This window comes from Methylomonas sp. BW4-1, from assembly GCF_052474385.1.
On sequence record NZ_CP184125.1, the window covers coordinates 4,129,243 to 4,153,820 of the forward strand.

19 protein-coding genes and 1 CRISPR repeat array (1 of these 20 running past the window's edge) are annotated in these 24,578 nt (G+C 53.0%); of the genes, 8 read left to right on the forward strand and 11 right to left on the reverse strand.

Going from position 1 to position 24,578, the window contains the following annotated elements:
* Window positions 1-3,648: a CRISPR direct-repeat array (repeat unit 32 nt; unit sequence GTTTCAATCCACGCGCCCGCGTGGGGCGCGAC) (it extends 917 nt beyond the left edge of the window).
* Window positions 3,649-3,825: 177 nt separating this feature from the next.
* The 10 genes from cas2 to pgi all read right to left on the reverse strand — a co-directional run bounded on the left by cas2 (window position 3,826) and on the right by pgi (window position 14,555).
* Window positions 3,826-4,116 (reverse strand): CRISPR-associated endonuclease Cas2, encoded by a 291-nt coding sequence (gene cas2, locus ACH5Y9_RS19190; protein WP_415879700.1) that lies wholly within the window; start codon window positions 4,114-4,116, stop codon window positions 3,826-3,828.
* Between the two features lie 15 nt (window positions 4,117-4,131).
* Window positions 4,132-5,166 (reverse strand): type I-C CRISPR-associated endonuclease Cas1c, encoded by a 1,035-nt coding sequence (gene cas1c / locus ACH5Y9_RS19195; protein ID WP_445367215.1) that lies wholly within the window; start codon window positions 5,164-5,166, stop codon window positions 4,132-4,134.
* A gap of 2 nt (window positions 5,167-5,168) precedes the next feature.
* Entirely contained in the window at window positions 5,169-5,792 is a 624-nt protein-coding gene (cas4, locus tag ACH5Y9_RS19200) for a CRISPR-associated protein Cas4 (protein ID WP_445367216.1), read from the reverse strand.
* A gap of 19 nt (window positions 5,793-5,811) precedes the next feature.
* The gene (locus ACH5Y9_RS19205) at window positions 5,812-6,024 is read right to left on the reverse strand and encodes a type II toxin-antitoxin system HicA family toxin (RefSeq protein ID WP_415879697.1); all 213 of its coding nucleotides are present in this window, start codon (window positions 6,022-6,024) and stop codon (window positions 5,812-5,814) included.
* Window positions 6,017-6,226 (reverse strand): type II toxin-antitoxin system HicB family antitoxin, encoded by a 210-nt coding sequence (locus tag ACH5Y9_RS19210; RefSeq protein ID WP_415879696.1) that lies wholly within the window; start codon window positions 6,224-6,226, stop codon window positions 6,017-6,019. Before ACH5Y9_RS19210 ends, ACH5Y9_RS19205 begins: the two co-directional genes overlap by 8 nt.
* A gap of 14 nt (window positions 6,227-6,240) precedes the next feature.
* The gene (gene cas7c / locus ACH5Y9_RS19215) at window positions 6,241-7,089 is read right to left on the reverse strand and encodes a type I-C CRISPR-associated protein Cas7/Csd2 (RefSeq protein ID WP_445367217.1); all 849 of its coding nucleotides are present in this window, start codon (window positions 7,087-7,089) and stop codon (window positions 6,241-6,243) included.
* 2 nt (window positions 7,090-7,091) lie between these two features.
* Entirely contained in the window at window positions 7,092-9,098 is a 2,007-nt protein-coding gene (gene cas8c / locus ACH5Y9_RS19220; protein ID WP_445367218.1) for a type I-C CRISPR-associated protein Cas8c/Csd1, read from the reverse strand.
* Complete coding sequence (gene cas5c, locus ACH5Y9_RS19225; protein WP_445367219.1) at window positions 9,095-9,802, reverse strand: type I-C CRISPR-associated protein Cas5c; 708 nt, start codon at window positions 9,800-9,802, stop codon at window positions 9,095-9,097. Before cas5c ends, cas8c begins: the two co-directional genes overlap by 4 nt.
* A 34-nt stretch (window positions 9,803-9,836) precedes the next feature.
* Window positions 9,837-12,332 (reverse strand): CRISPR-associated helicase Cas3', encoded by a 2,496-nt coding sequence (gene cas3, locus ACH5Y9_RS19230; RefSeq protein WP_445367220.1) that lies wholly within the window; start codon window positions 12,330-12,332, stop codon window positions 9,837-9,839.
* Window positions 12,333-12,917: 585 nt separating this feature from the next.
* Entirely contained in the window at window positions 12,918-14,555 is a 1,638-nt protein-coding gene (pgi, locus tag ACH5Y9_RS19235) for a glucose-6-phosphate isomerase (RefSeq protein WP_171696783.1), read from the reverse strand.
* A 312-nt stretch (window positions 14,556-14,867) separates the two neighbouring features.
* Between pgi and ACH5Y9_RS19240 the strand changes: the two genes are divergently transcribed.
* The 4 genes from ACH5Y9_RS19240 to ACH5Y9_RS19255 all read left to right on the forward strand — a co-directional run bounded on the left by ACH5Y9_RS19240 (window position 14,868) and on the right by ACH5Y9_RS19255 (window position 17,739).
* Entirely contained in the window at window positions 14,868-15,461 is a 594-nt protein-coding gene (locus tag ACH5Y9_RS19240) for a hypothetical protein (RefSeq protein WP_033158520.1), read from the forward strand.
* A gap of 133 nt (window positions 15,462-15,594) precedes the next feature.
* Window positions 15,595-16,491, forward strand: a complete 897-nt coding sequence (locus ACH5Y9_RS19245; protein ID WP_445367221.1) for a copper oxidase — start codon at window positions 15,595-15,597, stop codon at window positions 16,489-16,491.
* A gap of 60 nt (window positions 16,492-16,551) precedes the next feature.
* Window positions 16,552-16,974, forward strand: a complete 423-nt coding sequence (locus tag ACH5Y9_RS19250) for a YqaA family protein (protein WP_033158518.1) — start codon at window positions 16,552-16,554, stop codon at window positions 16,972-16,974.
* Between the two features lie 3 nt (window positions 16,975-16,977).
* Window positions 16,978-17,739, forward strand: a complete 762-nt coding sequence (locus ACH5Y9_RS19255; protein ID WP_445367222.1) for a hypothetical protein — start codon at window positions 16,978-16,980, stop codon at window positions 17,737-17,739.
* An 82-nt stretch (window positions 17,740-17,821) separates the two neighbouring features.
* Here the strand turns inward: ACH5Y9_RS19255 and ACH5Y9_RS19260 are convergent, their stop codons facing one another.
* Window positions 17,822-18,352, reverse strand: a complete 531-nt coding sequence (locus tag ACH5Y9_RS19260; protein WP_445367223.1) for an MOSC domain-containing protein — start codon at window positions 18,350-18,352, stop codon at window positions 17,822-17,824.
* A gap of 228 nt (window positions 18,353-18,580) precedes the next feature.
* On the opposite strand from ACH5Y9_RS19260, the gene ACH5Y9_RS19265 reads away from it, so the two are divergent.
* The 4 genes from ACH5Y9_RS19265 to ACH5Y9_RS19280 all read left to right on the forward strand — a co-directional run bounded on the left by ACH5Y9_RS19265 (window position 18,581) and on the right by ACH5Y9_RS19280 (window position 24,551).
* Window positions 18,581-19,267, forward strand: a complete 687-nt coding sequence (locus ACH5Y9_RS19265; RefSeq protein WP_445367224.1) for a hypothetical protein — start codon at window positions 18,581-18,583, stop codon at window positions 19,265-19,267.
* A gap of 231 nt (window positions 19,268-19,498) precedes the next feature.
* Window positions 19,499-22,306, forward strand: coding sequence for a valine--tRNA ligase (locus ACH5Y9_RS19270; RefSeq protein WP_445367225.1), 2,808 nt, complete (start codon window positions 19,499-19,501; stop codon window positions 22,304-22,306).
* 4 nt (window positions 22,307-22,310) lie between these two features.
* Window positions 22,311-23,753, forward strand: coding sequence for an HDOD domain-containing protein (locus ACH5Y9_RS19275; RefSeq protein ID WP_445367226.1), 1,443 nt, complete (start codon window positions 22,311-22,313; stop codon window positions 23,751-23,753).
* Between the two features lie 3 nt (window positions 23,754-23,756).
* A complete protein-coding gene (locus tag ACH5Y9_RS19280) occupies window positions 23,757-24,551 on the forward strand; it encodes a response regulator (RefSeq protein ID WP_445367227.1) in 795 nt (264 codons plus the stop codon).
* The last annotated feature ends 27 nt before the right edge of the window (window positions 24,552-24,578 follow it).

Genomic DNA, 24,578 nt, shown 5'->3' on the forward strand with positions numbered 1-24,578 from the left:
CGCCCGCGTGGGGCGCGACGTTCAGCAGTCATAACACCGACTCCGCAAGCGCGTTTCAATCCACGCGCCCGCGTGGGGCGCGACCAACGGCGACGGCAACGCGCCGCCGGAATTGCTGTTTCAATCCACGCGCCCGCGTGGGGCGCGACGCCCCCCTGCCCCGCTGATAAATCAGGTAAATCAGTTTCAATCCACGCGCCCGCGTGGGGCGCGACCAGCAAACCTGGCCACAAAGTCAGCCCCAGCTTGTTTCAATCCACGCGCCCGCGTGGGGCGCGACTTCTGAGACTGTTGCTGCTGTTCATAGGACAAGTTTCAATCCACGCGCCCGCGTGGGGCGCGACCAACAAGCTGTAACTTTAGTTACAGTTGTGTCGTGTTTCAATCCACGCGCCCGCGTGGGGCGCGACTTTCAGGTTGCGCAGGCGGGTAATGGCATCGATGTTTCAATCCACGCGCCCGCGTGGGGCGCGACGCTTATCGAGTCTGATCCTGCTCTTGCCAATATGGTTTCAATCCACGCGCCCGCGTGGGGCGCGACCTAAAACTGTTCCAGTGTTCGATAAAGTTGTAATGTTTCAATCCACGCGCCCGCGTGGGGCGCGACAGAGACGGGTATTACCAAAGGGGCTATTAAGAGGTTTCAATCCACGCGCCCGCGTGGGGCGCGACACTCGATTGATGTACGGCGTTGATCTTCGCGTTGTTTCAATCCACGCGCCCGCGTGGGGCGCGACTGACAAATACTTGTAGCTTTGCCGACAGGTCTCGTTTCAATCCACGCGCCCGCGTGGGGCGCGACTCAGGTGCGAAATAGGGCTGACCATCACCACCGTTTCAATCCACGCGCCCGCGTGGGGCGCGACCAGTCCCCAAAACTGGAGATTGTTTTTTCGCAGGTTTCAATCCACGCGCCCGCGTGGGGCGCGACTGTCTAGTTCAATCATTTTTGCCCCCTTGCTTGGTTTCAATCCACGCGCCCGCGTGGGGCGCGACCTTAGCTGAATAAACTTCCCTTTGTTTTGCTTGTTTCAATCCACGCGCCCGCGTGGGGCGCGACCGTGTAACATGTGGAGACCGGGCGGCTGTGTCTGTTTCAATCCACGCGCCCGCGTGGGGCGCGACATTGATCGGATGTGCGGTCTATGGTCATACGTCGTTTCAATCCACGCGCCCGCGTGGGGCGCGACCTGGAAATTCATGGTGGGTGTGTACACCATTGTGTTTCAATCCACGCGCCCGCGTGGGGCGCGACCGGCATCCCATTCGGCTTTGGCGTTGGGGTCGTGTTTCAATCCACGCGCCCGCGTGGGGCGCGACGTCTCGCTGCCGAAAGGGTTGGCGAGAGTGTACGGTTTCAATCCACGCGCCCGCGTGGGGCGCGACAGCGCAGCCGAAAGCAGTAGCCGTCCGGAAACGGTTTCAATCCACGCGCCCGCGTGGGGCGCGACTTTCTTTCCCGGTCCATTGATTTTCGCCTTTGATGTTTCAATCCACGCGCCCGCGTGGGGCGCGACACTGCCCTGTAGTGGCGTAACTGGCATGTTTTGGTTTCAATCCACGCGCCCGCGTGGGGCGCGACGCGCGGGGGAACCGCACCGCTTGCGATTGCGTGTTTCAATCCACGCGCCCGCGTGGGGCGCGACGTTATGAGTTTAATACCGACACCGCAACAAATAGTTTCAATCCACGCGCCCGCGTGGGGCGCGACCCATGATTAAGGCCTCAATGTGACAGCTAAAATGTTTCAATCCACGCGCCCGCGTGGGGCGCGACCAAATCGAACAATATACCATTCATGTCTTCGCCGTTTCAATCCACGCGCCCGCGTGGGGCGCGACCTGCGCAAAGTGGTTCAATCGGCTGCGGTTAACGTTTCAATCCACGCGCCCGCGTGGGGCGCGACATTTGCGGCAGTTGTTCGAATATGTCGTCGAAGTTTCAATCCACGCGCCCGCGTGGGGCGCGACCGCTGGCAGGTTTGTCGATTCGACGTTCGGTACGTTTCAATCCACGCGCCCGCGTGGGGCGCGACGGAAAAGAACCGACCGCTGGCGCGTGAGTTCGGTTTCAATCCACGCGCCCGCGTGGGGCGCGACTCTTCCGACCGGTTAACGCGCCGAGCATTATCGTTTCAATCCACGCGCCCGCGTGGGGCGCGACTTGCACGCATTTGCACTTCTGTTTTTGACGCACCGTTTCAATCCACGCGCCCGCGTGGGGCGCGACCATGATTAAGGCCTCAATGTGACAGCTAAAATGTTTCAATCCACGCGCCCGCGTGGGGCGCGACAAAGGCTTGATGGGGCTTGTGGTATTGCATCTGGTTTCAATCCACGCGCCCGCGTGGGGCGCGACGGCTAGGTATACTCGTTTCATTCATTACTCTCTGTTTCAATCCACGCGCCCGCGTGGGGCGCGACGCAATCGGATAATACACCGGCACCAACAACATGTTTCAATCCACGCGCCCGCGTGGGGCGCGACTACAACGGTGGCTGATGCCGGTATGCGTTCGAGTTTCAATCCACGCGCCCGCGTGGGGCGCGACCTGACGCTAGATTAACCCAACCAGTCATCGATGTTTCAATCCACGCGCCCGCGTGGGGCGCGACTAAAATAAATCACAGCCATCTGATATTCGATTGTTTCAATCCACGCGCCCGCGTGGGGCGCGACCAAAAATCACCCTTGTTGTGCAAGGTGACACCGTTTCAATCCACGCGCCCGCGTGGGGCGCGACACACTTCCAAACCAGTTGCGTTCGGATTACCAGTTTCAATCCACGCGCCCGCGTGGGGCGCGACTTCCATTGGTCAAGTGTCATTTGTCCGACCTCGTGTTTCAATCCACGCGCCCGCGTGGGGCGCGACCGAGTTGGGGAGGTAAAACGCAAAGCCCCATTGTTTCAATCCACGCGCCCGCGTGGGGCGCGACGTGATGCTGGGTATTTCATTGATTCACCACTTTGTTTCAATCCACGCGCCCGCGTGGGGCGCGACTTAACTCGAATAGTCATTGTTACTAAACCATCAGTTTCAATCCACGCGCCCGCGTGGGGCGCGACATTTACAGATAACTCAATAATTAATTATGAAACGTTTCAATCCACGCGCCCGCGTGGGGCGCGACATCCATTAACGCTTTCGACATGCCGTAAATACGTTTCAATCCACGCGCCCGCGTGGGGCGCGACTGCAGTGGCGAGCGCTGAATGGTCCGACCGCATGTTTCAATCCACGCGCCCGCGTGGGGCGCGACTACTACGGTAGCGAAATACCGCTCGACAGTCTCGTTTCAATCCACGCGCCCGCGTGGGGCGCGACCACGTAAACCCCCATATCGTGCGCGATTTCCTGTTTCAATCCACGCGCCCGCGTGGGGCGCGACGTTCTCAGGTAACGGGTGTACCGCAATGATATGTTTCAATCCACGCGCCCGCGTGGGGCGCGACCTAAACCCTTCACCGCGCTTTCCATCGCGCTTAGTTTCAATCCACGCGCCCGCGTGGGGCGCGACGGGTAAACCTCCCAACCGCAACAGTAACCGGCGTTTCAATCCACGCGCCCGCGTGGGGCGCGACGGACATCCAAGAGCTGGACATGGCCGACTATAAGTTTCAATCCACGCGCCCGCGTGGGGCGCGACTGCGTTGAGGTTATCGATTGATTTCAAAGACAAAGACACCCATGAAATGCGAACCGACCAAAATCAACGCGAATAGCATTCTAAAGTATTTCCGGAAAATTGAAGAATCGGCGTAAACACTGGGCATTTCGGCAACTGCGAACCCTCCGGGACTTTCATGTGCGCTTGGGGTTCGCATCACAACAATAATAAACCATTCAGGTCCACGGCCTTCTTCGCACCAATGTGCTCGACCTTGCGTTCCCAGTTGTTGCCCAGGTAATAAATCCGCAGGCTATCCTCTTCTTCGTCCATAACGTTGATCAAATCGTTTTTCAGCTGGGTCCACTGCGCCATATCGACTTCGATTTCGAATACCGAATACTGCACCCGCTGCCCAAACACCTGACATAGCCGCGCCATGCGGCGCAGGCGCTTCGGGCCGCCGTCATTTTTAAAGCTGACGTCATACGTCACCAAGATCATCATGGTTAAAGCTCCGGTTTATTTCCACAAAAACGGCACGTAACTGTCGCAATCGCCACGCAGAAATCTGGCTAATATCTGCGCCTGCAGCCATGGCAACAAACCAACCGGCACGGACTCCTCAAACCAGGGATGCATCAGAGTGTCCTGCTTGCGGTCCTGCCAGGCTGCTAGCAAGATGCGGCGCGGCTCTTCCTTCAACGTAAAAGAGCCATTGGGCCATTCTTCAAAGTCCTTGAGCGCCAGCTGGCGTTTGTTGATTAAGGACAGCACAAAGCGATCTATCATCGACCGAAACTCTTCCGCCAAGTCCAGCGCCAATGATGGCCGGCCACTGCGGAGCTGGTGTAAAAAACCGCTGGCAGGATCGAGACCGGTGGTTTCCAGTGCCGAGCGGCAATCATGAGTCAACAAGGTATAACAAAACGACAGCAAGGCATTGACCGGATCGGTCGGCGGCCTGCGCCGACGAGCGTCGAATTGAAAATCCGGCTGCCGAATCAAATGCTGAAACACGCCGAAATAAACTTGCGCCGCTTCGCCTTCCCGCCCCATCAAAGTATCGATGGCGTCGCAATCGGCCAGTTGTTGCAGGCAGCGGCTCAAACGCTTTTCCGCAGTCGCCAATTCCGCCGTCATCGTCTGACCACCGGCTTGATCACCGTAATCGCGCAAATACCGACGCAACACCGCGCGCTGGTTGTAGAGCTTGCCGGATAGCATGGTGCGGGCGATGGCGACACTTTTATCGCGATTGGCACCCGTCAAATGCTGGGTGCGACGTAATAACACGTTACCGCTGACCGGACCTTCGACGCGAGCGAGAAATTTACCGAATTGATTCAGATAGGTAATGGTCACGCCGTTTTCCGCGCAGTGCGCCATCAAGTATGGCGAGATGCTGACCTGACCGAAACAGACCAAACCTTGCAGTTTATGAATGGGCACCCGCGCTTTCAGTTCGTCACCGACCTTCATCACCAGATTGTCGTTATCCTTATGCACCCAGGCGTTTTGGGTTTGGATGTAAATCACGTTACGGAGTGGCCGCATGCTTAGTCCTGTGCCAGTTGTTGGGCCAACCAAGCCGAGGCCGGCCTAGTGAAATCTTGCGGGTGACATTGGTCAATCAATGAACAATTTTTGCACTTGCCGGCTTGATAGACCGCCTTGGGAGTGATTTTGGATTGCACAATGTCACGGCAGGCTTGTATGGTCTGCAAGGTGAGTTCGCGTAAGCCACTATCAAACTCCACGCTATGCCGACGCCGCACTTCGCCGTAAAACAAGGCCCCCGCAGGTACCGCGGCACCTTCCATATCTTCCAGGCATAAGGCCTGCGCGCAAAGCTGCACTTCGTCGGCGCGATGGGCTTTGGGCTTGCCGCGCTTGTATTCGATGGGATAGGGTTGCTCGCTGCCGTCGGGCTGGAGATGATACTCCACTACATCAGCCACACCTTCGATGCCCAGCGCACTGTGCGACAAACGCAGGGAACGCACGGTACGAATATCGCCACGTTTTTGCTTATCAGGTTGGTCTACTCGTTGATGCAATACCTTGCCCTCGGCGGTGAATTGGTTTTCGATCCACACGTCTTCCAGCTCAATTAACGCAAACTGCCGGGGGCAGTAGAGATAGTGTTGCAGACGCGAGAGGTAGATGGGTTCCAGTTCCATTGGGTATCCTGTTCTGCTATTAAAGCAGCGTCTTAAAACTGTCGTTATTCAAGCCAGCATCACGAATGATATTACCCATGGTAATGGCGTTGACGGGATTATGCCGGGGAATGGTCAAAATCCGGCTGCCGTCTGTCATTACAATATGCTTGCCCTGCCGGGCAATCCGGAAACCGGCTTTTTCCAAAGCCCGCACCGCCTGTAGGTGGTTGATACCATCCAGCTTAGGCAATGCGGCGCTCCAACACGTCTACTTCCTTGACAATTTTGTTGACGGTCAAATCGTCAACCACCGCTAAATACTCGGCGATTGCCTCGGCAATATTACTTAAGGCTTCCTGTTCGTTGGCACCTTGAGAGTGACAACCCGGTAAGCCGGGCACCGACACAGCTATACCTTCTTCGGAAGGCTCTAAAACGACTTTGTATTTCATAACTACCTCGTTAGTTAAAAACCATCGACTTCTTCCGGAAGCAGGCCATCCAAATTGTTTAGTGTATAGCTGCCGTCCGGATTTACATGCAAACTACCATGTACTTTGGCGGAGGAATACTGGCCGGCTTTGCTGTTATGTTGCCACCATATGACTTTTTTGACGGCCATGGAACCCTCCGGGCGAGCCGAAGAAGCATCGCCTTCGAACAAGCGCGGCAACACCGCTTTGATGGTTTCGGCGTCGGTATCGCTAAAACCGGTTTTCTCAGCCAGTTGCGGGGTCATGGCGCCATACACCACATAGATAGCTTGGTCGACGCGATGTTTCATCCCCATGGTGTCCGAGCCTTTTTTGTTGCCATCGCCTTCGCCACTGACACTTTTGGTGATTTGGGTGCTGGTAATACTGACCGGCTCGACACTGAATGCGGACTGAATGGTGACCGGGCCGCGAATGGCTATCGAAACCCCGGCAGAATCACCTTCCTTGCCAAACGCAAATACCTGACCAAACGAGCGAACATCCAGCCAGTGTGCACAGGCTTGTTTGGCGGTTTCATCCTTGTGCTGTTTTTTGGGATTGAATGCATCCTTGCCCAAACCAATCGGCGCGTCAGCTTCCGCACGGTTTTTCAGACTGGTCATGCCGTCGGTTTTCTTCTCGTCGGATTGCACAAAAATCGAGTGGCCTTCGCTTTGCAAGCGGTCGCGCAGCTTGCGTTTAAGACAAACATCGGTAATTTCGCCATAGCCGGAATAATCGGTGCGCGGGCGATTGCCATTGAGCGGGTCGCCGTTGGGGTTGGCATGATTGACGGTCAAGATAAGGGCGAAATCAATTTTGTGGTTCAACGAGCTCATGCTTATTCTCCTGATTCAAGGTTGGCGTCGTGCCCTTCAGCACTGGCAGGGTTGGATTCGGGTTTATGTTTGTAATGGTGACGTTGGCAGTGATAGCCCAACAAAAACTCGCCACTCAAGGCCGCATTGCGGGTGAAGTCGTCGTGTTGAAACAGCGCCAGAATTCTGTCGATGTCTTTGTTGCGGTTAGTCAGGAACCCGGCACGCGAAACCTGTAGTCGCTGCATATAGGGTTGTAGGCTGAGCTCTATGGTGCGCCAAGTTTCAAAGGGCCGGTCGGCGAAGCGTTGCATCAAGCGTGCAGCGGTAGTCGGACGTTTCTCCCCGCCTACACCCTGGGCAATTTCTTCGATGTAATCAGCCACGGCCAGTAATCGGCCAAACAAATAATCCCGATCCGGGCAGTTTTCTTCTAGCGCCATGGCGTAGTCTCTCCTGAGTTGAGTGTCTGGATGTCGTTGGTAATAGCCTTTAATCAAAGCGCAGGCGATACCGAGGTTTTTCTCCCACAACCAGTGTTTATCGCTGGGGTAGGCCACGCGGTTACTGACTTTGCGCAGGCAAAGCTCCATCAAGTCGCGAGGAATCGGGGCTTCATCAATGATGCAGGGTAACAAGCGTTCGAGTACTTTTTTCTTCAGCGCGTCGTCGAGATTTTCGCCATGGGCAGCGACGGCAATATCGCGCGGCAATGGGGCGCAAATCGGCCAGATGACCTGGCTTTTCGTTTTTTTGTCGTTGTCGACTGGCAGGTCTTTGTTATGGCGCTGCCGCCAGGCAAATTGCGTGTGCCAGGCCTGCAAGCGTTGGAAGAACTCATCCCGCAACAGTTCGCGGTAATAAATGATGCTCATTCTTCCCGGTGTTGCGGAGTCGATGCCCATGACGGTGATTTGTTCGTTATGGCTGATTTTGGCCGCATAACCGGCCATGTATTGACTCAGTTTTCGGGCGTAGGCTTGACCAAGATTACGACCATGATCGACTTGCACGTTGATGATCACCGGCTCGGCCACCTCTTCCAGATCGAAATCATCGCTGTCGTTGGCCATACCGCTATCGGCCAAGGGTTGTGGCACCTGAGCACCGGATACAGCCCAGGCCACATAGACCTGATCGCCATTTCTAAATCCTTGCCGATTGACCAGCCAGCGCAAGGCATTGTGGGCTTTCTGCGAGACTTCAAAACCGATGCCGCAGGCCTGGGTTTCGTCCAGGAATCGGCCACGGTAGGTGTAACCGCTGCTGTCGTTGGATGAAATCAGCTTAGCCTTATCCCCGCTATGTCTGATTTTGGCAGGATGGTTATTGGATAACACCTGCTCAACGCCAGTGGCGTAGCACAAGCTTTTCTCAATACTGTTTGCCGTATCAAAGCGAATCCAACAGGCCTGAATGCTTGGGTCTTTCCACGTTTCGCTGGGTGAGTTGCCGGGTATTTCCACCGACCAACACACCAACGCCGCCCCCTGGTCTAATATGCCTTTTTCTTTCGGCAGCACTTTAAACAATGCGGGTGGCGCATCATCGAATTGCCAGCGTTCCAAGAGTTCAGGTACTCCTTGTGCATTGGTTTCGGCAAACAAAATCTGCTGAGCGATTAAATCGGCAACCACCGTGCCTTTCTCAATGTAACGATATACTGCCTGCACTTTAGGGTGAGCATAAGGTGATTCACACCAGGCGTTGAGTTGTTGACGATAGCTTTCAAAATAGGCTTTTTTCTTACCGCCAAATCCTGCGTAATCTTTGGCCACATATTGAATCTTATCGGCCAAGCCATGTGGAGCTTCGCCACTGCTGCGACTGGCAGAACTTTCGGTAGCGGGCAATACGATTTGAGTTTTCTCCAATACTGAAGCGCGTCTGAAATTGCCTTCAGCATCCAAAACGATATTAATATGGGCATTTTGCGGCGTATGGCTGATCGGCATGAGCTGTTGCTCTAACGGCAAATCCAGCAACACGCCCGCGTCATAGGTTTGATACAACTTTTGCAGCCAGCTCATAGCAACTCTGCCTCCGTTTGGTCTACGGTTTGCAGATTGTCGTCAACGCCAAAGGCTTTAACGCTCATGGGCCTGACGACCCTACGCACACTACAATCTTCAGGCCTAGGAAACTGCAAAATGCCTTGCTTGAGCGTGGCTTGCCAGAACAAGCTTTCCAGACTCGAACTGCCGGTTTCGTCGGGATAGCCGAAACTATGGAACATCAGGCCGAAGGCCAGTTCGTCGATGCCATCATAAAAACCTGCGTCGCTGCCGAATTCGCAGGGTTCGACATACCCCTGGCAATCTCTGGTGCCGAGAAAAATATCCTGCCGCCCGCCTTTTTCCAGCATGCGTTGGGCAATGCTGTAGTGCTTGCCGTCGATGCGGTCATTGGCTAATTCCGGACGATGGAGATTCCATTCGAAATGCGCTTCCACCTGGTATTCCACTTCATGCAAAAAGGTATAAATCGCCAGGCTGTTGCCACCGTTCCAGTTCAGAGGTTTGGTGCCTTTGGTTTGGGTGCGCAGCGGTTTGACAATGCGGACTTTATCCACATGCCAGATCAGCGTCGGTTTCCAGTAAATGGATTTCAGCACGCCCTTGATGGCTTCGTAAGTTGGCAAGTGGTACGAACATTTTTCGCCGCCGATCCGGGTCACCGGATCGGTGAACATGGCATAACGGCCCCACAATCGAAAACTGATGCGGTTATTCATAGGCAATTCCCTGCGCAGCTGCGCCTTTGGTCATTTACAAAATATCGGCTTGAGCTTTGTTGACGGCTTCAGTGGTTAAACCAAACGCATCGCTGTAATAACGTTTATCCAGGTAATAAACAGCTTCCTCGCCAATGGGATAAATCGCTTGTTGCTGCTGAAGCTTTTGCCAATCATTGGGAAAAACATTGACGCTGTATTTTTGCGCACGTTTTAAACAGTTTCGATAACGAGCAGTTTCATAGCGACTTAATCCACACAGTTCGGTAATCAACTGCTCACCCTCTCCCCAAGGCACGATTACCGCCTGTGTAGGAGCGTCTATGGATTTGAAATGTTGTGTGGCGGTTTTGAACGACTGCCGGAGCATTTCAAAACGGCCAGATTCTCTGACGATACTGTTCTTGGGATTGTGACTGAGCAAATTTAACAAGCTGTCATCCTGGCCCAGTTGCGCGGCGGGTAACCTGTAGTCCATTTCATCGGCGCGATCATAGAAATAATATTGAAAGTACCGGCTGATCGCCTCCGGGCAAAGCAAGTTGCCATCGCCTAGCTCACCTAAAACGCGCCGGGCTTGCTTCTGACCTTCCTTGATGTCGATGAGTTGATTGATCGATTCCTGGGCCGGATTTACGACATGCACTGTAGCCTCGGATAAATGACCATGCCGATTACAGCGCCCAGCGGCCTGAGCAATGGAATCTAGTCCGGCCAGAAAACGAATCACACTGGCAAAGTCAATATCTACACCCGCTTCGATCAATTGGGTGCTGATGCATAACATGGGTTGTTTATCATCCAGACGTTGTCGCATCTCTGCAAAACGGGCTTGTCGATGTGCTGAACAGAGATTGGTGCTGAGATGGAACACCGTGTTATCGTCCAATTCAGTGCGACACAACTGGTAGAGTTTTTGCGCCCAGGCTTTGGTGTTGACGATGACCAGACAATTGCCTTTGTTGCGCAGCTCGCTTAAAGCCAACTCGGCAACCTCGCTTTCCGACCAACCTTCCGGGCGAATTTGCGGCTGGATGGTTACCCGTTGTAATTGTTTGAACAGTTCGAGTGGATCAGGCATCAATTCGTTCTGCTCGGGAATCTCCAACTGACCTTTAAGCGGTGCTTTGAGCTTGTTCAATAACGGTTGAGTGGCGGTACATAACACCGCTGTAGTGTTCGCTTGCTGGCTTAGAAAATTCACCGCATTGCAAAATAAATGGGTGCAGCGTATCGGCAGGGTCTGGATTTCGTCGAAGATGATGACGCTATTGGCCAGTTGATGCAGTCGCCGAACACCGCGAGTGCCGCCTCCGAATAAGGTTTCCAAGAATTGCACCATGGTAGTCAGCAAAATCGGCACATCCCAGTTTTCGGCTGCCAGTTTGCTGTGCCAGGTTTGCTCCTCAGGCTCCAGGTTACTGTGATGTTCCAGTACCCAGGGGAACGAATCCTGTTCATGCTCCACAATATCGCGAATCGCTGTGGCGTTTTGCTCGATGATAGAGGTATAGGGAATCACATAAATGATGCGCTCAAGTTGATGCTGACGGGCATGATGCAAGGCATAGCGCAAACTGGCCAGGGTCTTGCCGCCGCCGGTGGGCACGGTCAGGGTATAGATGCCTTGCGCGTCGCTGGCCCGCTGATGACAAGCATCGGAAATGGCTTGGCGGATATGATCGATAGGGCCGATTTGCTCGACGGGTTTATTGCTGAGTTGATGTAAATGCTGTTCCAGGCGCTCAACGGCAATTGTCCAGTCCGGCTTTTGGCGTTGACGATAAGCGGTGTTTTCGACATATTCAAAATCGGCACTGCTGATACGATCAGCATCGATCAAACAGCTGAATAAGAACCGCGTCCATAAACCACGGTTGAAATGCGTGATGGTATCTGATGCCGAATCCAAGGTTTTCAAGCGCGTCAACATGCTGATGAGCAGCTCTTTGCCTGCCAACGCTTTGGCACGTTCCTGGACTGGCGAATCGGCTTGTTGTTTGCATTCGGTTAGATGCGTTTTGTCATCGGCTTTACTAATGCGCTTGGCAAATAAATGCTCCTCGCCATCCGCTGACAAGTTGTCGATCAAGCCGCCGTGATGCGAGGCTATGCACAAGGCCAGAATCTGACCACACAGCTTACCTTCGTCGTGACTGCCGTTTCGGGCGAATTTGGAAAGTGCATCCCAAACCCACTGTGCTCCGGCGGTAGAATGATCGACCTTGCCTTTTTGGTTGGGCTGGTCATCGCCATCCGGCGCCAGCAATCCAGTCTCGGTACTGATATAGGTTTGAAAGGCCTCGCTGTATTTGCCGAAATCATGCAGTAAACCAATTAATTCCCCTGCCTCCGGCACTGCAATTTTTGCGGCCAGATTCTTGGCGATTTCTGCGACTTCGAATAAGTGCTCAGACACTGTTTGAATCGCGCCGTCCACGTGGCGAACGTGGGCGACGTATCCTGGGTTTCGCAGCTTTGCAGACTTTGATGCATCACCAGGCGAGTTGATAGAAGAAGTGAAATCCATGTCAGCGTGCTAAAAGTTGGCGTAGTATTTTCCAAAACACATTTTGAACGTTAGCACACCTCTTGAGCGCTACGCAATGACAGGCTGCTTAGGATTAGTTTGGAAATGGCTTAGAAGAAAGAACCCGGTTTTGGCAAAATTCCTGATCATTTCCGGCCTGAACTGCAATCATCCCGCTTTTTTCACCGTCATTCTGACTTACAGCTCGATCATTCAGGCTCAGAACAAGAGTGTTCTGGCATAGAAGGAGATCATTCCGATTCCGAACCTGATTATTCTGAAGCATTGCTTGGCTGTTCTACCAAAAAGCTCGGTCGTTTTCGCTTTGAGCGAGAATGATGAGGCTATTTACCTGAACAGCTGAGCTTTTTGGTCAATCGTTCCGGTATTTTGCTTGATCGTTCGAGCCGTGAACGGGAACGTCGGGGCTTCAAAAGGCGGCAATCGAGAAAATTGTTCGGCTGACCGAGCAAGACACCTGAACGTTGCGGCAAAACACTGCAACACTCAAGCTTAAAGGACGAGTTAAACTTATGACTGGCTGGTGGCCGCCGTCCAACTGGCGACTACCGGGGGTGATGCCTCTTATTTACGCAGGCGCTTATAAGCGTTGATCAAGCCGTTGGTGGAGCTGTCGTGGTCTGTGACCATCTCGTCGTTTTTCAGCTGCGGCAGAATCGCCCGTGCTAACACTTTCCCCAATTCCACACCCATTTGATCAAAGGAATTAATGTTCCAGATCACGCCTTGTACGAAGATTTTGTGTTCGTAAAACGCAATCAAGGTACCCAAGGTTCTGGGGGTCAGCTTTTTGAATAAAAACGAGTTGGATGGCTTGTTACCTTCGAAGATTTTGGAGGCAATCAGGGCGTCATCCAGATTAGGTTCATGGCTTAAATCCTCCCTAACCTCGGCCTCGGTTTTACCGCGCATCAGCGCTTCGGCTTGGGCCAGGAAGTTGGAAATCAGAATATCGTGGTGGTCGGGTAAGTCGTATTGGCTTTGCGCGGCCGCCAAGAAATCGCCTGGAATCAGCTTGGTGCCCTGATGGATCAATTGGAAAAAGGCATGCTGACCATTTGTACCGGGTTGGCCCCAGATAATCGGACCGGTGTTGTAATCGACTTTTTCACCGTTGATGGTAGCGCTTTTGCCGTTACTTTCCATGTCGCCCTGCTGGAAATAATCGGCAAAATATTTCAAGGACTGTGCGTACGGCAGAATCGCATAGGTTTCCGCTTCGAAGAAGTTGTTGTACCAGATGCCCAGCAAGCCCATGATGACCGGGATGTTTTTTTCGAATGGCGCACTGCGGAAATGTTCGTCGGCGATATGCGCGCCCATCAGCAATTCTTCGAAATTGTCCATGCCTATGTATAGGGCAATGGACATGCCGATCACGGACCACAGGGAATAACGGCCACCGACCCAATCCCAAAACTCGAACATGTTCTCCGGGTCTATGCCAAATTCCTTAACCTTTTCGACATTGGTCGAGATCGCCACGAAATGTTTGGAAATATTGGCCGGGTCAACCGCAGCTTTTAAAAACCAGTTACGCGCCGACCGGGCGTTGGTCATCGTTTCCTGAGTCGTAAATGTTTTTGACGAGATCAAAAATAAGGTAGTCTCGGGGTTGAGCGGTTTCAGGGTTTCCACGATGTCGGTTTGATCAACATTCGAAACGAAGTGGGCTTTCAAACCGTCTTTACCGTAAGGCGCCAATGCAGTATCGACCATTTTCGGCCCCAAATCGGAACCGCCGATGCCGATGTTGACGATGTCGGTAATAGTCTTGCCGGTGTAGCCGGTCCAGGCACCGGAACGGACTTGTTCCGTAAATACCCGCATTTTCGCCAACACTTTATTAATTTCCGGCATCACGTCCTTACCGCGAAACAATACCGGCTTGTTGCTGCGATTGCGCAAAGCGGTATGCAAGACAGCGCGTTTTTCCGTGGTATTAATAATGGAACCGGAAAACATGGCTTCGGTCTTGGCGGAAAGCTCCGCGCGGCTTGCCAATTCAATCAACAAAGGCAAAGTTTCTTCGGTAATTAGATTTTTAGAGAAATCGAACAGCAAATCGCCAAATGTCACGGAAAACTTGTCGAAGCGTTGCGGATCTTTATCGAACGCATCCTTCATGCAAAATTTGCCGGCAATCTCGCGGTGATGTTGCTTAACGGCATTCCATTCGGCAGAGTTTATTAATTTGGACATATTGTTGTTATTTAATTAACCGGATAGGGGGATATTTCAGTAGACCTGAACAGGCAGAGGCAATTTAAAGGGATGATTCATAACCCCATTATAAGGATTGTCTTTGATTGCTGACAAAAAAAATTACAGCTTGAATCGATCATCTCAACTACGGCACGATAGCCTTTCTTTGGCTAGGGCGATGTGCTAGAGTTAAGCGCTGTTTTGATCGAAATCAGGCAGTTACGTTCGCCAATGATTTAAACATGTTCATGTATAACCACATGAAAAATAATAAAAACTACAGCATTTATTAACACGGGAAGGGTATTTATGAGAAGCTCTCGCATATTAAGAAACGGTTTACTGGGCTTGTTGGGCCTGATTTTTTCATCAACAGTATTGGCACACGGTGGCGCCGCGGGTACTGATACTGACCAATGTAAGTTCGAACTGGAAAAAGATCACTGGATCCATTACACCGCCTACCAGCCAAACGCATACCCGGCTGAAGAGTTCTGCGGCAATATTCCCGATATCAACACATTGACTCAATTGGTCTTCGACTATCAAGACCAACGCTATCGCGGCATGGCTATCGAATTTGAAGTGACCAAAGAGCCTGAAGGCAAACGGGTTTTCTTCCAAGCAGCCGAAAAACATAAATCAGGCACCGTCATTCTGAACCTGCCACAAGGCGTGCCAGAAGCCGGCAAACATTTGATTCACATCACGCTACTGCAAGATAATGGCGAAAGATTGGATGCACACATGAGCTTTAAAGCCGGTGCGGGTCAACCGACCAGCAAAGGTAGTTATGCCTTGTATGCATTGGTGTTGTTCGCTGGCTTGTACGTCCTTTATCTGTCTAACGCCGGTTTCAAACGCAAAGTTGACGGCATAATTGGTAAAGCGAAAGAAATCTAAGAATTACGCCGCAAGAACCGTTATTCCGCCTATGCTGCGCGGCGGAATAACGTCATGTCCGGCAGCCTTGTCAATCAGAACTATCGCGGCATAATCCACGCTATACATAACGCCCCTTTGAGGTAATGCAATAATGTTCAAATTCGTATCACTTGCCACACTGGTCTGTGCCTTATCTGTTACTGCTGTGTCCGCAAAAGAAATGCAGGATCACAATCAGATGATGAACCACGGCGACGGTCATTTGATGGATATGGATGGCGGCATGGTTATGGGCCAGAACACCGACACCTTGCCCGGCGGCTGCGACAAAATTGCCGCAACCAAGGAAATTACCGTGCATGCCGGGCACAAATATTCCGAGAAATTCCCCGGCACCATGTTTGCGTTCGATCAGCAGGAGTTTCAATTCGAACCTTGCACCAAACTGACTGTACATTTCGTCAATGAAGATGAAATCCGTCATCAATGGATGATGCACGGATTACCCAAATATTTGTACCCCAAAGGTATGTTCCATTTGGAAGTCAGCGGTCCCGGCAAAGTATCCGGCACGCTAATCCTACCGCCGGGCGACAAAACCTATCTAGTGCATTGCGACATCGCGCAGCACATGGAAAAAGGTATGAAAGCCCAATTAAAGGTCGGCAAAGGCAGCGAGGACTTGCCCAGCATTCCTGGGGTAACCGCGGCGATTTTCCCAGATGATTACAGCGGCAGACCCTACGATCCTAAACTCGACGCGCCAGCTCCCAGCACACCCGTGGCAGCCCCAGTAGTGGCAGCGGCACCCGTGCCTGTTGCCGCAGTCGATGATTCGATTGTTTCCGGCACCACCGTAGTCGGTTTGGCTATCGGTTTTATTGCCGCGCCTTGGCTGGCGAAACGCTTTAAAGGCATGAGCGCCGGCGAAATTGTTGCTACCGTACTGGAGCAAGTCGCTCACGCTGTTGGCTATGTCATGCAACTGATCGGCAAGCTGATCAAAATGGTATCCGGCAAAAACGTCATCGCCTTACCGGACAAATAAAGACTAAGCAAAAAGCCCCTGAAACAGTAGTTTCAGGGGCTTTTTTTATGAGCCAAACAAATGCAGTTAGAATCGCTCGGCCCTCTGGGATTATTTATCAGCGCTTTCATTTCGTCCACCGTCGCACCCGGCGGTTCGGAAGCCGTACTGGCCTACCTGGTTAACAGCCAACAACATTCCGTCAGCCAGTTGGTCGCTATCGCCAGCATCGGCAACACCTTGGGCGCCATGACCACCTGGTGGCTGGGCCTGTGGGCTGCCAAAAAATATCCCGCCGAAGCTTTAGCCAAGCAACATCAAAAATCGCTAAATACCGTGCGTCGCTGGGGCAGTTGGGCCTTGCTGTTTTCCTGGCTGCCGCTAGTCGGCGACGGCCTGTGTTTTGCCGGCGGCTGGCTGCGCCTTTCCATACTGTCCTCGCTGTTAGCGATTTTTTTAGGTAAAGTGTTGCGTTATATCGCCGTCGCCTACGCCTTTGTCTAAGCCATGAGTTTCTTTTCCTTACCGCACTTCCCTGCCGTCAATACAGTCGCTGAGCACAATAAACGCGATTATCAGATTGCCGCGTTTACCTTTGTCACCACCACCATCTGTTTGACGATGGATGGCTTCGCGCCGCAATTCATGCAATACGTTTTGGCGTTTTTCGGCTGGCTGTTTTTGATAGCTTGGCTGCGCGGCGAATGCAAATATGTGCGCACCCAAGTAGCCGTAGCGGTAACCTTTGCGGTGATCGGCGAATACTTCGCGTCCGTGTATATGAAAGGTTATATCTACCGCTTCGGCAATGTTCCGGCTTACGTACCAGCCGGTCATGGACTGGTGTATCTCACCGCCGTGGCATTGGGTCGCTCCGGGCTATTTCAGCAACACGCCCGCCGCATTGCGGTTTTCGTTGTAGCTGTTTGCGGCACCTGGGTGGCTTGGGGGTTGAGCGGCCTCGGACGCTTGGACATCATCGGCGCGGTGCTGTTTGTGGTGTTCTTGGGCTACTTGTTCAAAGGCCGCTCACCCATGGTTTATTTGGGTGCGTTCTTCATTACCTCCTGGCTGGAAATCGTCGGCACCAGCGCCGGCACCTGGGCCTGGGCCGAGATCGACCCCGCCTCGCACCTACCGCAAGGCAACCCGCCTAGCGGTGTAGCGGCTTGGTATTGCTTAGTCGATGCGGTGGCTATTGCCGGGGCCGGGCCGGTATTGCAGGCATTCACCAAAACAGCTTTGGTGTTGCAGCGGCAAAGGGCGTGACCGTTGCAGGCTGAGTCGAGCGAAACGATACCCCGCAAAACGCCTTCAATGCTGGGTTTCGCGCTGCTCAACCCAGCCTACATTATTCCACATGCCGGATCGCATTCAAGCGCACCCGGTCACCCACCCGAATCAAGCCCCCGGCCAAAATTCGCGCCGTCATCCCACAATGTCCGCGTAGCGCGTTATAACTCCCCATCCCCAGTTCGGCGGCCATTTTCGAGCACGGATCACAAGGGCCGGTGACTTGAATAATGACTTCATCCCCAATCGCCCATTCCAACACCAAATCTGGAAACGGCGAGCGCATACCGATAAGATTGAGCCCCGAAACCACGAGATTGCGCCGCAGTTGAGTCGGCTCTAATTCCACGAGGCCACACCAGTTGGCGACAATGGGTAAATGCTCGGCTTGAAACAAAGTCAGTTCGCGTTTTGACGATTGCCTGCCGGAACGAGCGCTATTGACCCGACGATCCCCCAATAACCCCTGCCCCGGCTCAGCCCGCACCTCGGCAACCGAAACAGCCGGTTTACCTCGCTCGGGACGCAGGATGATAGCTTCGATCCGGCCTTCCGAAGCAAATTGTTGAGTGAGATCGCGGAGAGTCATAATTGAACGTAGTGTTAGGACGATTTAATCTGAGGCTTAAAAGCGTAGCGTAATCGCTCTAATATGAAAAACTTCATTACCCCGGTGTCGAACTTGCTAGTCGACGCTACGAGCCATTAGCCCTTTCAAGCTTGTGTATAATTCATAGCAGATAGACTCAGTTGGGAGCTATCGAGCCATTCGGAACGAACGGCTTCTCAAATATCAGCAAAGGATAATGACAATTCTATGAATAAATTTCTTGCCGCCACCCTTTTTGTAGCTAGCAACCTATTGGCTGGCTGCGTCGCAACCGGCGTCTATCAGCCGCCGCAAGCGCCGCAAACCTTGGATTATTCTCGTGAAGTGAATGCAAATTTCGACTCAACTTGGTCAACAATTACCAATGTCGCGGGCGCCACCTTCTTCAATATCAAAAACTTTGACAAGGGTAGCGGCTTGATGACTCTCGAATACGACAATATCCGTGGCAATATCGGCGCCTATGTCAATTGCGGAGAATTTGTAAGCAATCAAAGCGCCCAAAAGACTATCCATCCCGATCCCAAATCGGTTATTAACTATATGACGATAAGCGACCTGATTATGCATCTTTCGGGCAGAGCCAATGTCATGGCTCGTCCAGTAGCCGATAACAAGACCCAGGTTCAGATCAACAGCCAATACACTTTGGTAATCGACAAAAAAATCGGCGACAAAGTCGAACGTGTAGGCGTATGGAATTTCAGCTCCCGCGAACCGGACACACAAAAAGCCGATGTCAGTTATCGCCCAACCAATGTCACATGTCAGTCCTCTAACAAACTTGAAAACGACTTTTTAACTGAAGTTTCCGCGCGCCTGCCATCGACCGCAAGGCCAGAACCGGTTGCCGAGCCATCGGAGCCAAGCAAGAAAAAACGATCACGCAAATAATTTGCAAGTCCAGGCTGCGGGGTTTTCCGCAGCCTAATTCCTACCTAAACCAAAAAATACTGCTTTTCGGCGCTCACCCGTATTTTGCTAACGTCGAAAAACCTTCCCCGCCGGATTTCTCCAAATGTTCGCCGCCCGCCCGCCGGAAGTTTCCGGTTAAATCTTAGTCGCCAGTCGTTTTGCGGTTAAAATACACCCCTAATTTAAACCCAAGCGCATTCAACAGAGAACATGGAAAAAACCTATTCCCCGCACGCAATCGAACAACGCTGGTATCAACTTTGGGAAGATAGCGGCTACTTCGCCGCCAAACAAGAGGGCGAGTCGTATTGCATTATGATTCCGCCGCCCAACGTTACCGGCAGCTTGCACATGGGGCATGCGTTTCAAGACACCATCATGGATGCGCTGACCCGTTATCACCGGATGAAAGGTTACAACACGCTGTGGCAACCGGGCACCGATCATGCCGGCATCGCCACGCAAATGGTGGTGGAACGCATCATCAACGCCGACGGTAAAACCCGCCACGACTTGGGCCGCGAGGCGTTTATCGAGAAAGTCTGGGAATGGAAGGAAGAGTCCGGCGGCACCATCACCCGCCAGTTACGGCGCATGGGCTCGTCGCTGGACTGGGAAAAAGAGCGCTTTACCATGGACGACGGCATGTCGGACGCGGTGCAGGAAGTGTTCATCAAGTTATACGAAGAAGGCCTGATCTATCGCGGCAAACGTCTGGTGAACTGGGACCCGGTATTGCACACCGCCGTTTCCGACCTGGAAGTGCTGTCCGAAGAAGAAAAAGGCTCGATGTGGTATATGCGTTACCCGTTGACCAACGGCACCGGCCATTTGCTGGTGGCGACCACTCGCCCGGAAACCCTGCTCGGCGACGCGGCAGTGGCGATTCATCCCGATGACGAGCGTTACAAACATTTGCTCGGCGAATTCGTCGAATTGCCGTTAACCGGCCGCCGCATTCCGATTATTGCCGACGAGTATGTCGATCCAGAATTCGGTACCGGCTGCGTGAAAATCACGCCGGCCCACGATTTCAACGACTACGAAGTCTGGTCGCGACACAAACAAATATCCGCCATCGCCGACCTACCGCATGGCGGCTTGATCAACATCTTTACCGTCGATGCGGCGATACGCGGTAACGATGATGGCTTTACCATTATTCCTGACGCCTATATTGGCCTGGACCGCTTCGAAGCCCGCAAAAAAATCGTTGCCGATTTGGACGCGCAAGGCCTTTTGGAAAAAATCGCCGACCATAAATTGATGGTGCCGCGCGGCGACCGTACCGGCGCGGTGATCGAACCGTTATTGACCAATCAGTGGTACGTAAAAATCGCCCCGCTGGCCAAGCCAGCCATCGAAGCGGTCGAAACCGGCGCGATCAAGTTCGTGCCGGACAACTGGAAAAACACGTATTTTGAATGGATGCGCAACATCCAGGATTGGTGCATCTCCCGGCAAATCTGGTGGGGCCACCGGATTCCGGCCTGGTACGACGACCAGGGCAATACCTACGTCGGCCATAATGAAGCCGAAATCCGCACCACGCATGGCTTGGCCGCCGATTATCCGTTGAAGCAGGACGAAGACGTGCTGGACACCTGGTTCTCGTCGGCGCTGTGGCCGTTTTCGACGCTGGGTTGGCCGGCGCAAACTCCGGAATTGGCGAAACATTACCCGACCAGCGTATTGGTCACCGGCTTCGACATCATTTTCTTCTGGGTCGCCAGAATGATCATGATGGGCCTGAAATTCCAAGGCGAAGTGCCGTTCAAGGAAGTGTATATCCACGGTCTGGTGCGCGACGCCGAAGGCCAGAAGATGTCCAAATCCAAAGGTAACGTGCTCGATCCTATCGACATCATCGACGGCATTGATTTGGAAGCTTTGGTGGCCAAACGGGTGTCCGGCATGATGCAGCCGCATCTGGCCAAAAAGATCGAACAAGCCACACGTAAGCAGTTCCCGGACGGCATTCAATCGTTCGGTACCGATGCGTTGCGCTTTACCTTTGCTTCGCTGGCATCAACCGGTCGCGACATTCGTTTTGACTTGCAACGTACAGAAGGCTATCGCAACTTCTGCAACAAGCTGTGGAACGCGGCGCGTTATGTGCTGATGAACACCGAAGATCAGGATAACGGCATCGACTGCGCCGAGTGCACCTATAGTCAGGCCGACTTGTGGATTCTGTCCAGATTGAACCGCACCATCGCAACGACCACCGATGCGATCAACAGCTACCGCTTCGATTTGGCCGCGCAAGCCATCTACGAATTCACCTGGAACGAATACTGCGACTGGTATCTGGAGCTGGCGAAAATCTCGCTGCAAAGCGACGACGAAACTTTGCAACGCGGCACGCGCCAAACTTTATTGAAAGTACTGGAAACCGTGTTGCGTTTGGCGCATCCGATCATGCCCTTCATCACCGAGGAAATCTGGCAACGGGTCGGACCGTTGGCCGGCGTCACCGCAGCCACCATCATGCTGCAGCCTTATCCGGAAAGCGACAACACGGCTATCAACACCGACGCGGAAGCCCGAGTCCAGTGGACGATGGACTTCATTCTCGGCATCCGCAGGATACGCGGCGAGATGAATATCGCGCCGGGCAAGCCGCTGAACGTGCTACTGCAAAACGGCAGCAATGCAGATCAAGTCTATTTAAAAGACAGCGAAAGCTATCTTTTAAAACTGGGCAGATTGGAAAGCATCACTTGGTTGAATGCCAACGACAACACGCCGGAATCGGCAATCGCCTTGGTCGGCGACATGAAAATCCTGATCCCGATGGCCGGCCTGATCGACAAAGACGCCGAATTGGCCCGGCTGGAAAAAGAAATCCAGCGTATCGAGAAAGAACTGCCGCGCATCGAAGGCAAGCTCGGCAACGCGGCGTTCGTCGATAAAGCACCGCCGGAAGTCATCGAGAAGGAGCGCGAGAAACTGGCGGGCTTGCAGTCGTCCCTGAAAAACCTGAACGAGCAATTCACCAAAATCAAGGCCTTGTAATGCAATGACCGCCACCGGCACCGCGCAGAAACCACCGCAATCCCTGGATGACTGGGCGGAGCTACTGCGTGTGCAGGAAATGCCGATCTTCTCCAACACCGCGCATAATATCTACGCGGCGTTGGACGACAGGCACAAGGGGGCCATCGAGCTGGCGACGGTAATTCTGCAAGACCCCAACCTCACCGCCAAGCTGCTTAAGGTGGGCAGCAGTCCTTATTACAATCCGTCCAAGCAAAAGATGAGCACCGTATCGCGCGCCATCGTGGTATTGGGCGCGGAGGTGATCAGAGAGCTGACGCTGGCTTGCTCGTTTTTCGAAGCGATGCTGTCGTCCACCAACAAGGACAGGGCTAATCGAGAAATTGCGTTAGCCTTGCATGCCGCGGTGCAGGCCAAGGATTTGGCGCTCAGCATGGGAGATACCTCGCCCGAGGAAGTGTTTGTCGCGGCGCTACTGCACAATATCGGCCACATTGCCTTCTGGTGCTCCGGCAATCCGCAATCCAAAAAAGTCCATGAGCAAATCGAAAAAAGCGGCCTGAACAATCGCGAAGCCGAGAAAAAAGTACTCGGCTTTACCTTGCAGGACTTAGGCAAAAAACTCAGCAAATCCTGGAGCCTGGGCGGCCTGATAGAAGACGCCATCGCCAAGCCGGATTCCGCGGAAAAACGGGTGCAAATGGTGCAACTAGGGCATCAGATTTGCTTGGCTCTAAAAGCCGGCCGCGACTCAGACGCCATGCGGGCTTGTCTGCAGAAAGTCGCCGCATTCACCGGCCTGCCAACGGAAATCCTGAAAACAAAAATAGACAAAAATACCTCGGAAGCCGTGCATATCGCCCGCCAGTTTGGCGCCAACGATGCCTCCAAATTCATCAGCACCGAAGCCATCATCGCCAAATTTGAAGAAGCGGAAGAGGAAAAGGCTGACAAGAAGCAGCTGCAATTTCAGATTTTGCAAGACATCAGCAGCCACATCAGCGGGCAAATCGATCTAAACGGCCTGTTTGAAATGGTGCTGGAAGGCATACATCGCGGCGTGGAAATGGACAGAACTTTGTTCATGCTGCTCAGTCCGGATAAACAGACGCTAAACGAAAAATTTTCCTTAGGCTGGCATAAAATCGGGCTTGACCAAAAAATCCGTATTTACAATTCCGAACCGTCCGCGAACTTACTGTTTCACGCCTTGCAACAGCAAGAAGGCGTCTGGCTGTTTCCCCAGCAGCATCGCGAGCTTTACACGCCGCAAATCCGCCAGCATATCGGCGAATACGAGTGCTTTGTTTTCCCGGTTTATGCGGAGAAAAAGACCGTGGGCCTTATTTATTGCGACCATTCTATTCATGGACTACCCTTAACGCGCGAGGACTTCACCGCAGCCAAGCATTTTGCCAAACAAGCGCATATCGGCTTAACCCTATACTGCATGAAAAACCACTAATCCATGACAGACTATCAGCTTGCCAATCTTCAGGTTTTTCTCGTCGAGCCGTCGCATACTCAGCAGCAAATCATTTCCCATTTTTTAAATGCTTGCGATATCAACGACATTACCTGCCTAAATACCGGCGCGGAGTTGTTCGAGCGTTTACAGCACTCCCGGCCCGATCTGATTATCAGCGCGATGTATTTGCCCGACATGACCGGCGTGGAGTTGGTAACCTCGCTTCGTAAACACGACGAGTCCTACGAAATGGCTTTTTTGCTGATTTCCAGCGAGACGAATATCAAATATCTGGAACCGATCCGCCAGGCCGGCGCCATCGCCATATTACCCAAGCCGTTTACCCGTCAGGCCCTGGAAACCGCCCTGCATTCCACGCTGGAGTATGTTCGCCCGGAAAAACTTAACCTCACCCATCTGGACATAGAGGACCTAAGCGTGCTGCTGGTGGACGACAGCGAATTCTCGTTGAAATACTTGACCCGGGTTTTCGAAAATATTGGCGTTGGGCAAATTGTGACCGCTCATGACGGCAAACAAGGGCTGCAAATGTTCAATCAGCAGTATTTCGATCTGGTAGTCACCGACTACAACATGCCGCAGATGGATGGCCTACAACTGGTCGATCACATTCGCAACCATTCCGAGCGCGGCTCGGTACCTATTTTGATGGTCACCAGCGAGCAAAATGAAAGCCGCCTGGCGGCCATCGAAAAATCCGAAGTCTCCGCCATACTAGACAAGCCCTTCGAAGCCACTTCAATCAAGCGCCTTCTGATTAATTTGCTCAATTGAGCTAATCTTGTGTGGCGAGCGAATACC

Coding starts and splice junctions, on each gene's coding strand:
- ACH5Y9_RS19280 (WP_445367227.1), top strand. CDS start 23,757: ATGACAGACTATCAGCTTGCCAATCTTCAGGTTTTTCTCGTCGAGCCG.
- cas2 (WP_415879700.1), bottom strand. CDS start 4,116: ATGATGATCTTGGTGACGTATGACGTCAGCTTTAAAAATGACGGCGGC.
- ACH5Y9_RS19250 (WP_033158518.1), top strand. CDS start 16,552: ATGCAGTTAGAATCGCTCGGCCCTCTGGGATTATTTATCAGCGCTTTC.
- pgi (WP_171696783.1), bottom strand. CDS start 14,555: ATGTCCAAATTAATAAACTCTGCCGAATGGAATGCCGTTAAGCAACAT.
- ACH5Y9_RS19265 (WP_445367224.1), top strand. CDS start 18,581: ATGAATAAATTTCTTGCCGCCACCCTTTTTGTAGCTAGCAACCTATTG.
- ACH5Y9_RS19240 (WP_033158520.1), top strand. CDS start 14,868: ATGAGAAGCTCTCGCATATTAAGAAACGGTTTACTGGGCTTGTTGGGC.
- cas7c (WP_445367217.1), bottom strand. CDS start 7,089: ATGAGCTCGTTGAACCACAAAATTGATTTCGCCCTTATCTTGACCGTC.
- cas5c (WP_445367219.1), bottom strand. CDS start 9,802: ATGAATAACCGCATCAGTTTTCGATTGTGGGGCCGTTATGCCATGTTC.
- ACH5Y9_RS19210 (WP_415879696.1), bottom strand. CDS start 6,226: ATGAAATACAAAGTCGTTTTAGAGCCTTCCGAAGAAGGTATAGCTGTG.
- ACH5Y9_RS19270 (WP_445367225.1), top strand. CDS start 19,499: ATGGAAAAAACCTATTCCCCGCACGCAATCGAACAACGCTGGTATCAA.
- cas3 (WP_445367220.1), bottom strand. CDS start 12,332: ATGGATTTCACTTCTTCTATCAACTCGCCTGGTGATGCATCAAAGTCT.
- ACH5Y9_RS19260 (WP_445367223.1), bottom strand. CDS start 18,352: ATGACTCTCCGCGATCTCACTCAACAATTTGCTTCGGAAGGCCGGATC.
- ACH5Y9_RS19245 (WP_445367221.1), top strand. CDS start 15,595: ATGTTCAAATTCGTATCACTTGCCACACTGGTCTGTGCCTTATCTGTT.
- ACH5Y9_RS19255 (WP_445367222.1), top strand. CDS start 16,978: ATGAGTTTCTTTTCCTTACCGCACTTCCCTGCCGTCAATACAGTCGCT.
- cas4 (WP_445367216.1), bottom strand. CDS start 5,792: ATGGAACTGGAACCCATCTACCTCTCGCGTCTGCAACACTATCTCTAC.
- ACH5Y9_RS19275 (WP_445367226.1), top strand. CDS start 22,311: ATGACCGCCACCGGCACCGCGCAGAAACCACCGCAATCCCTGGATGAC.
- cas8c (WP_445367218.1), bottom strand. CDS start 9,098: ATGAGCTGGCTGCAAAAGTTGTATCAAACCTATGACGCGGGCGTGTTG.
- cas1c (WP_445367215.1), bottom strand. CDS start 5,166: ATGCGGCCACTCCGTAACGTGATTTACATCCAAACCCAAAACGCCTGG.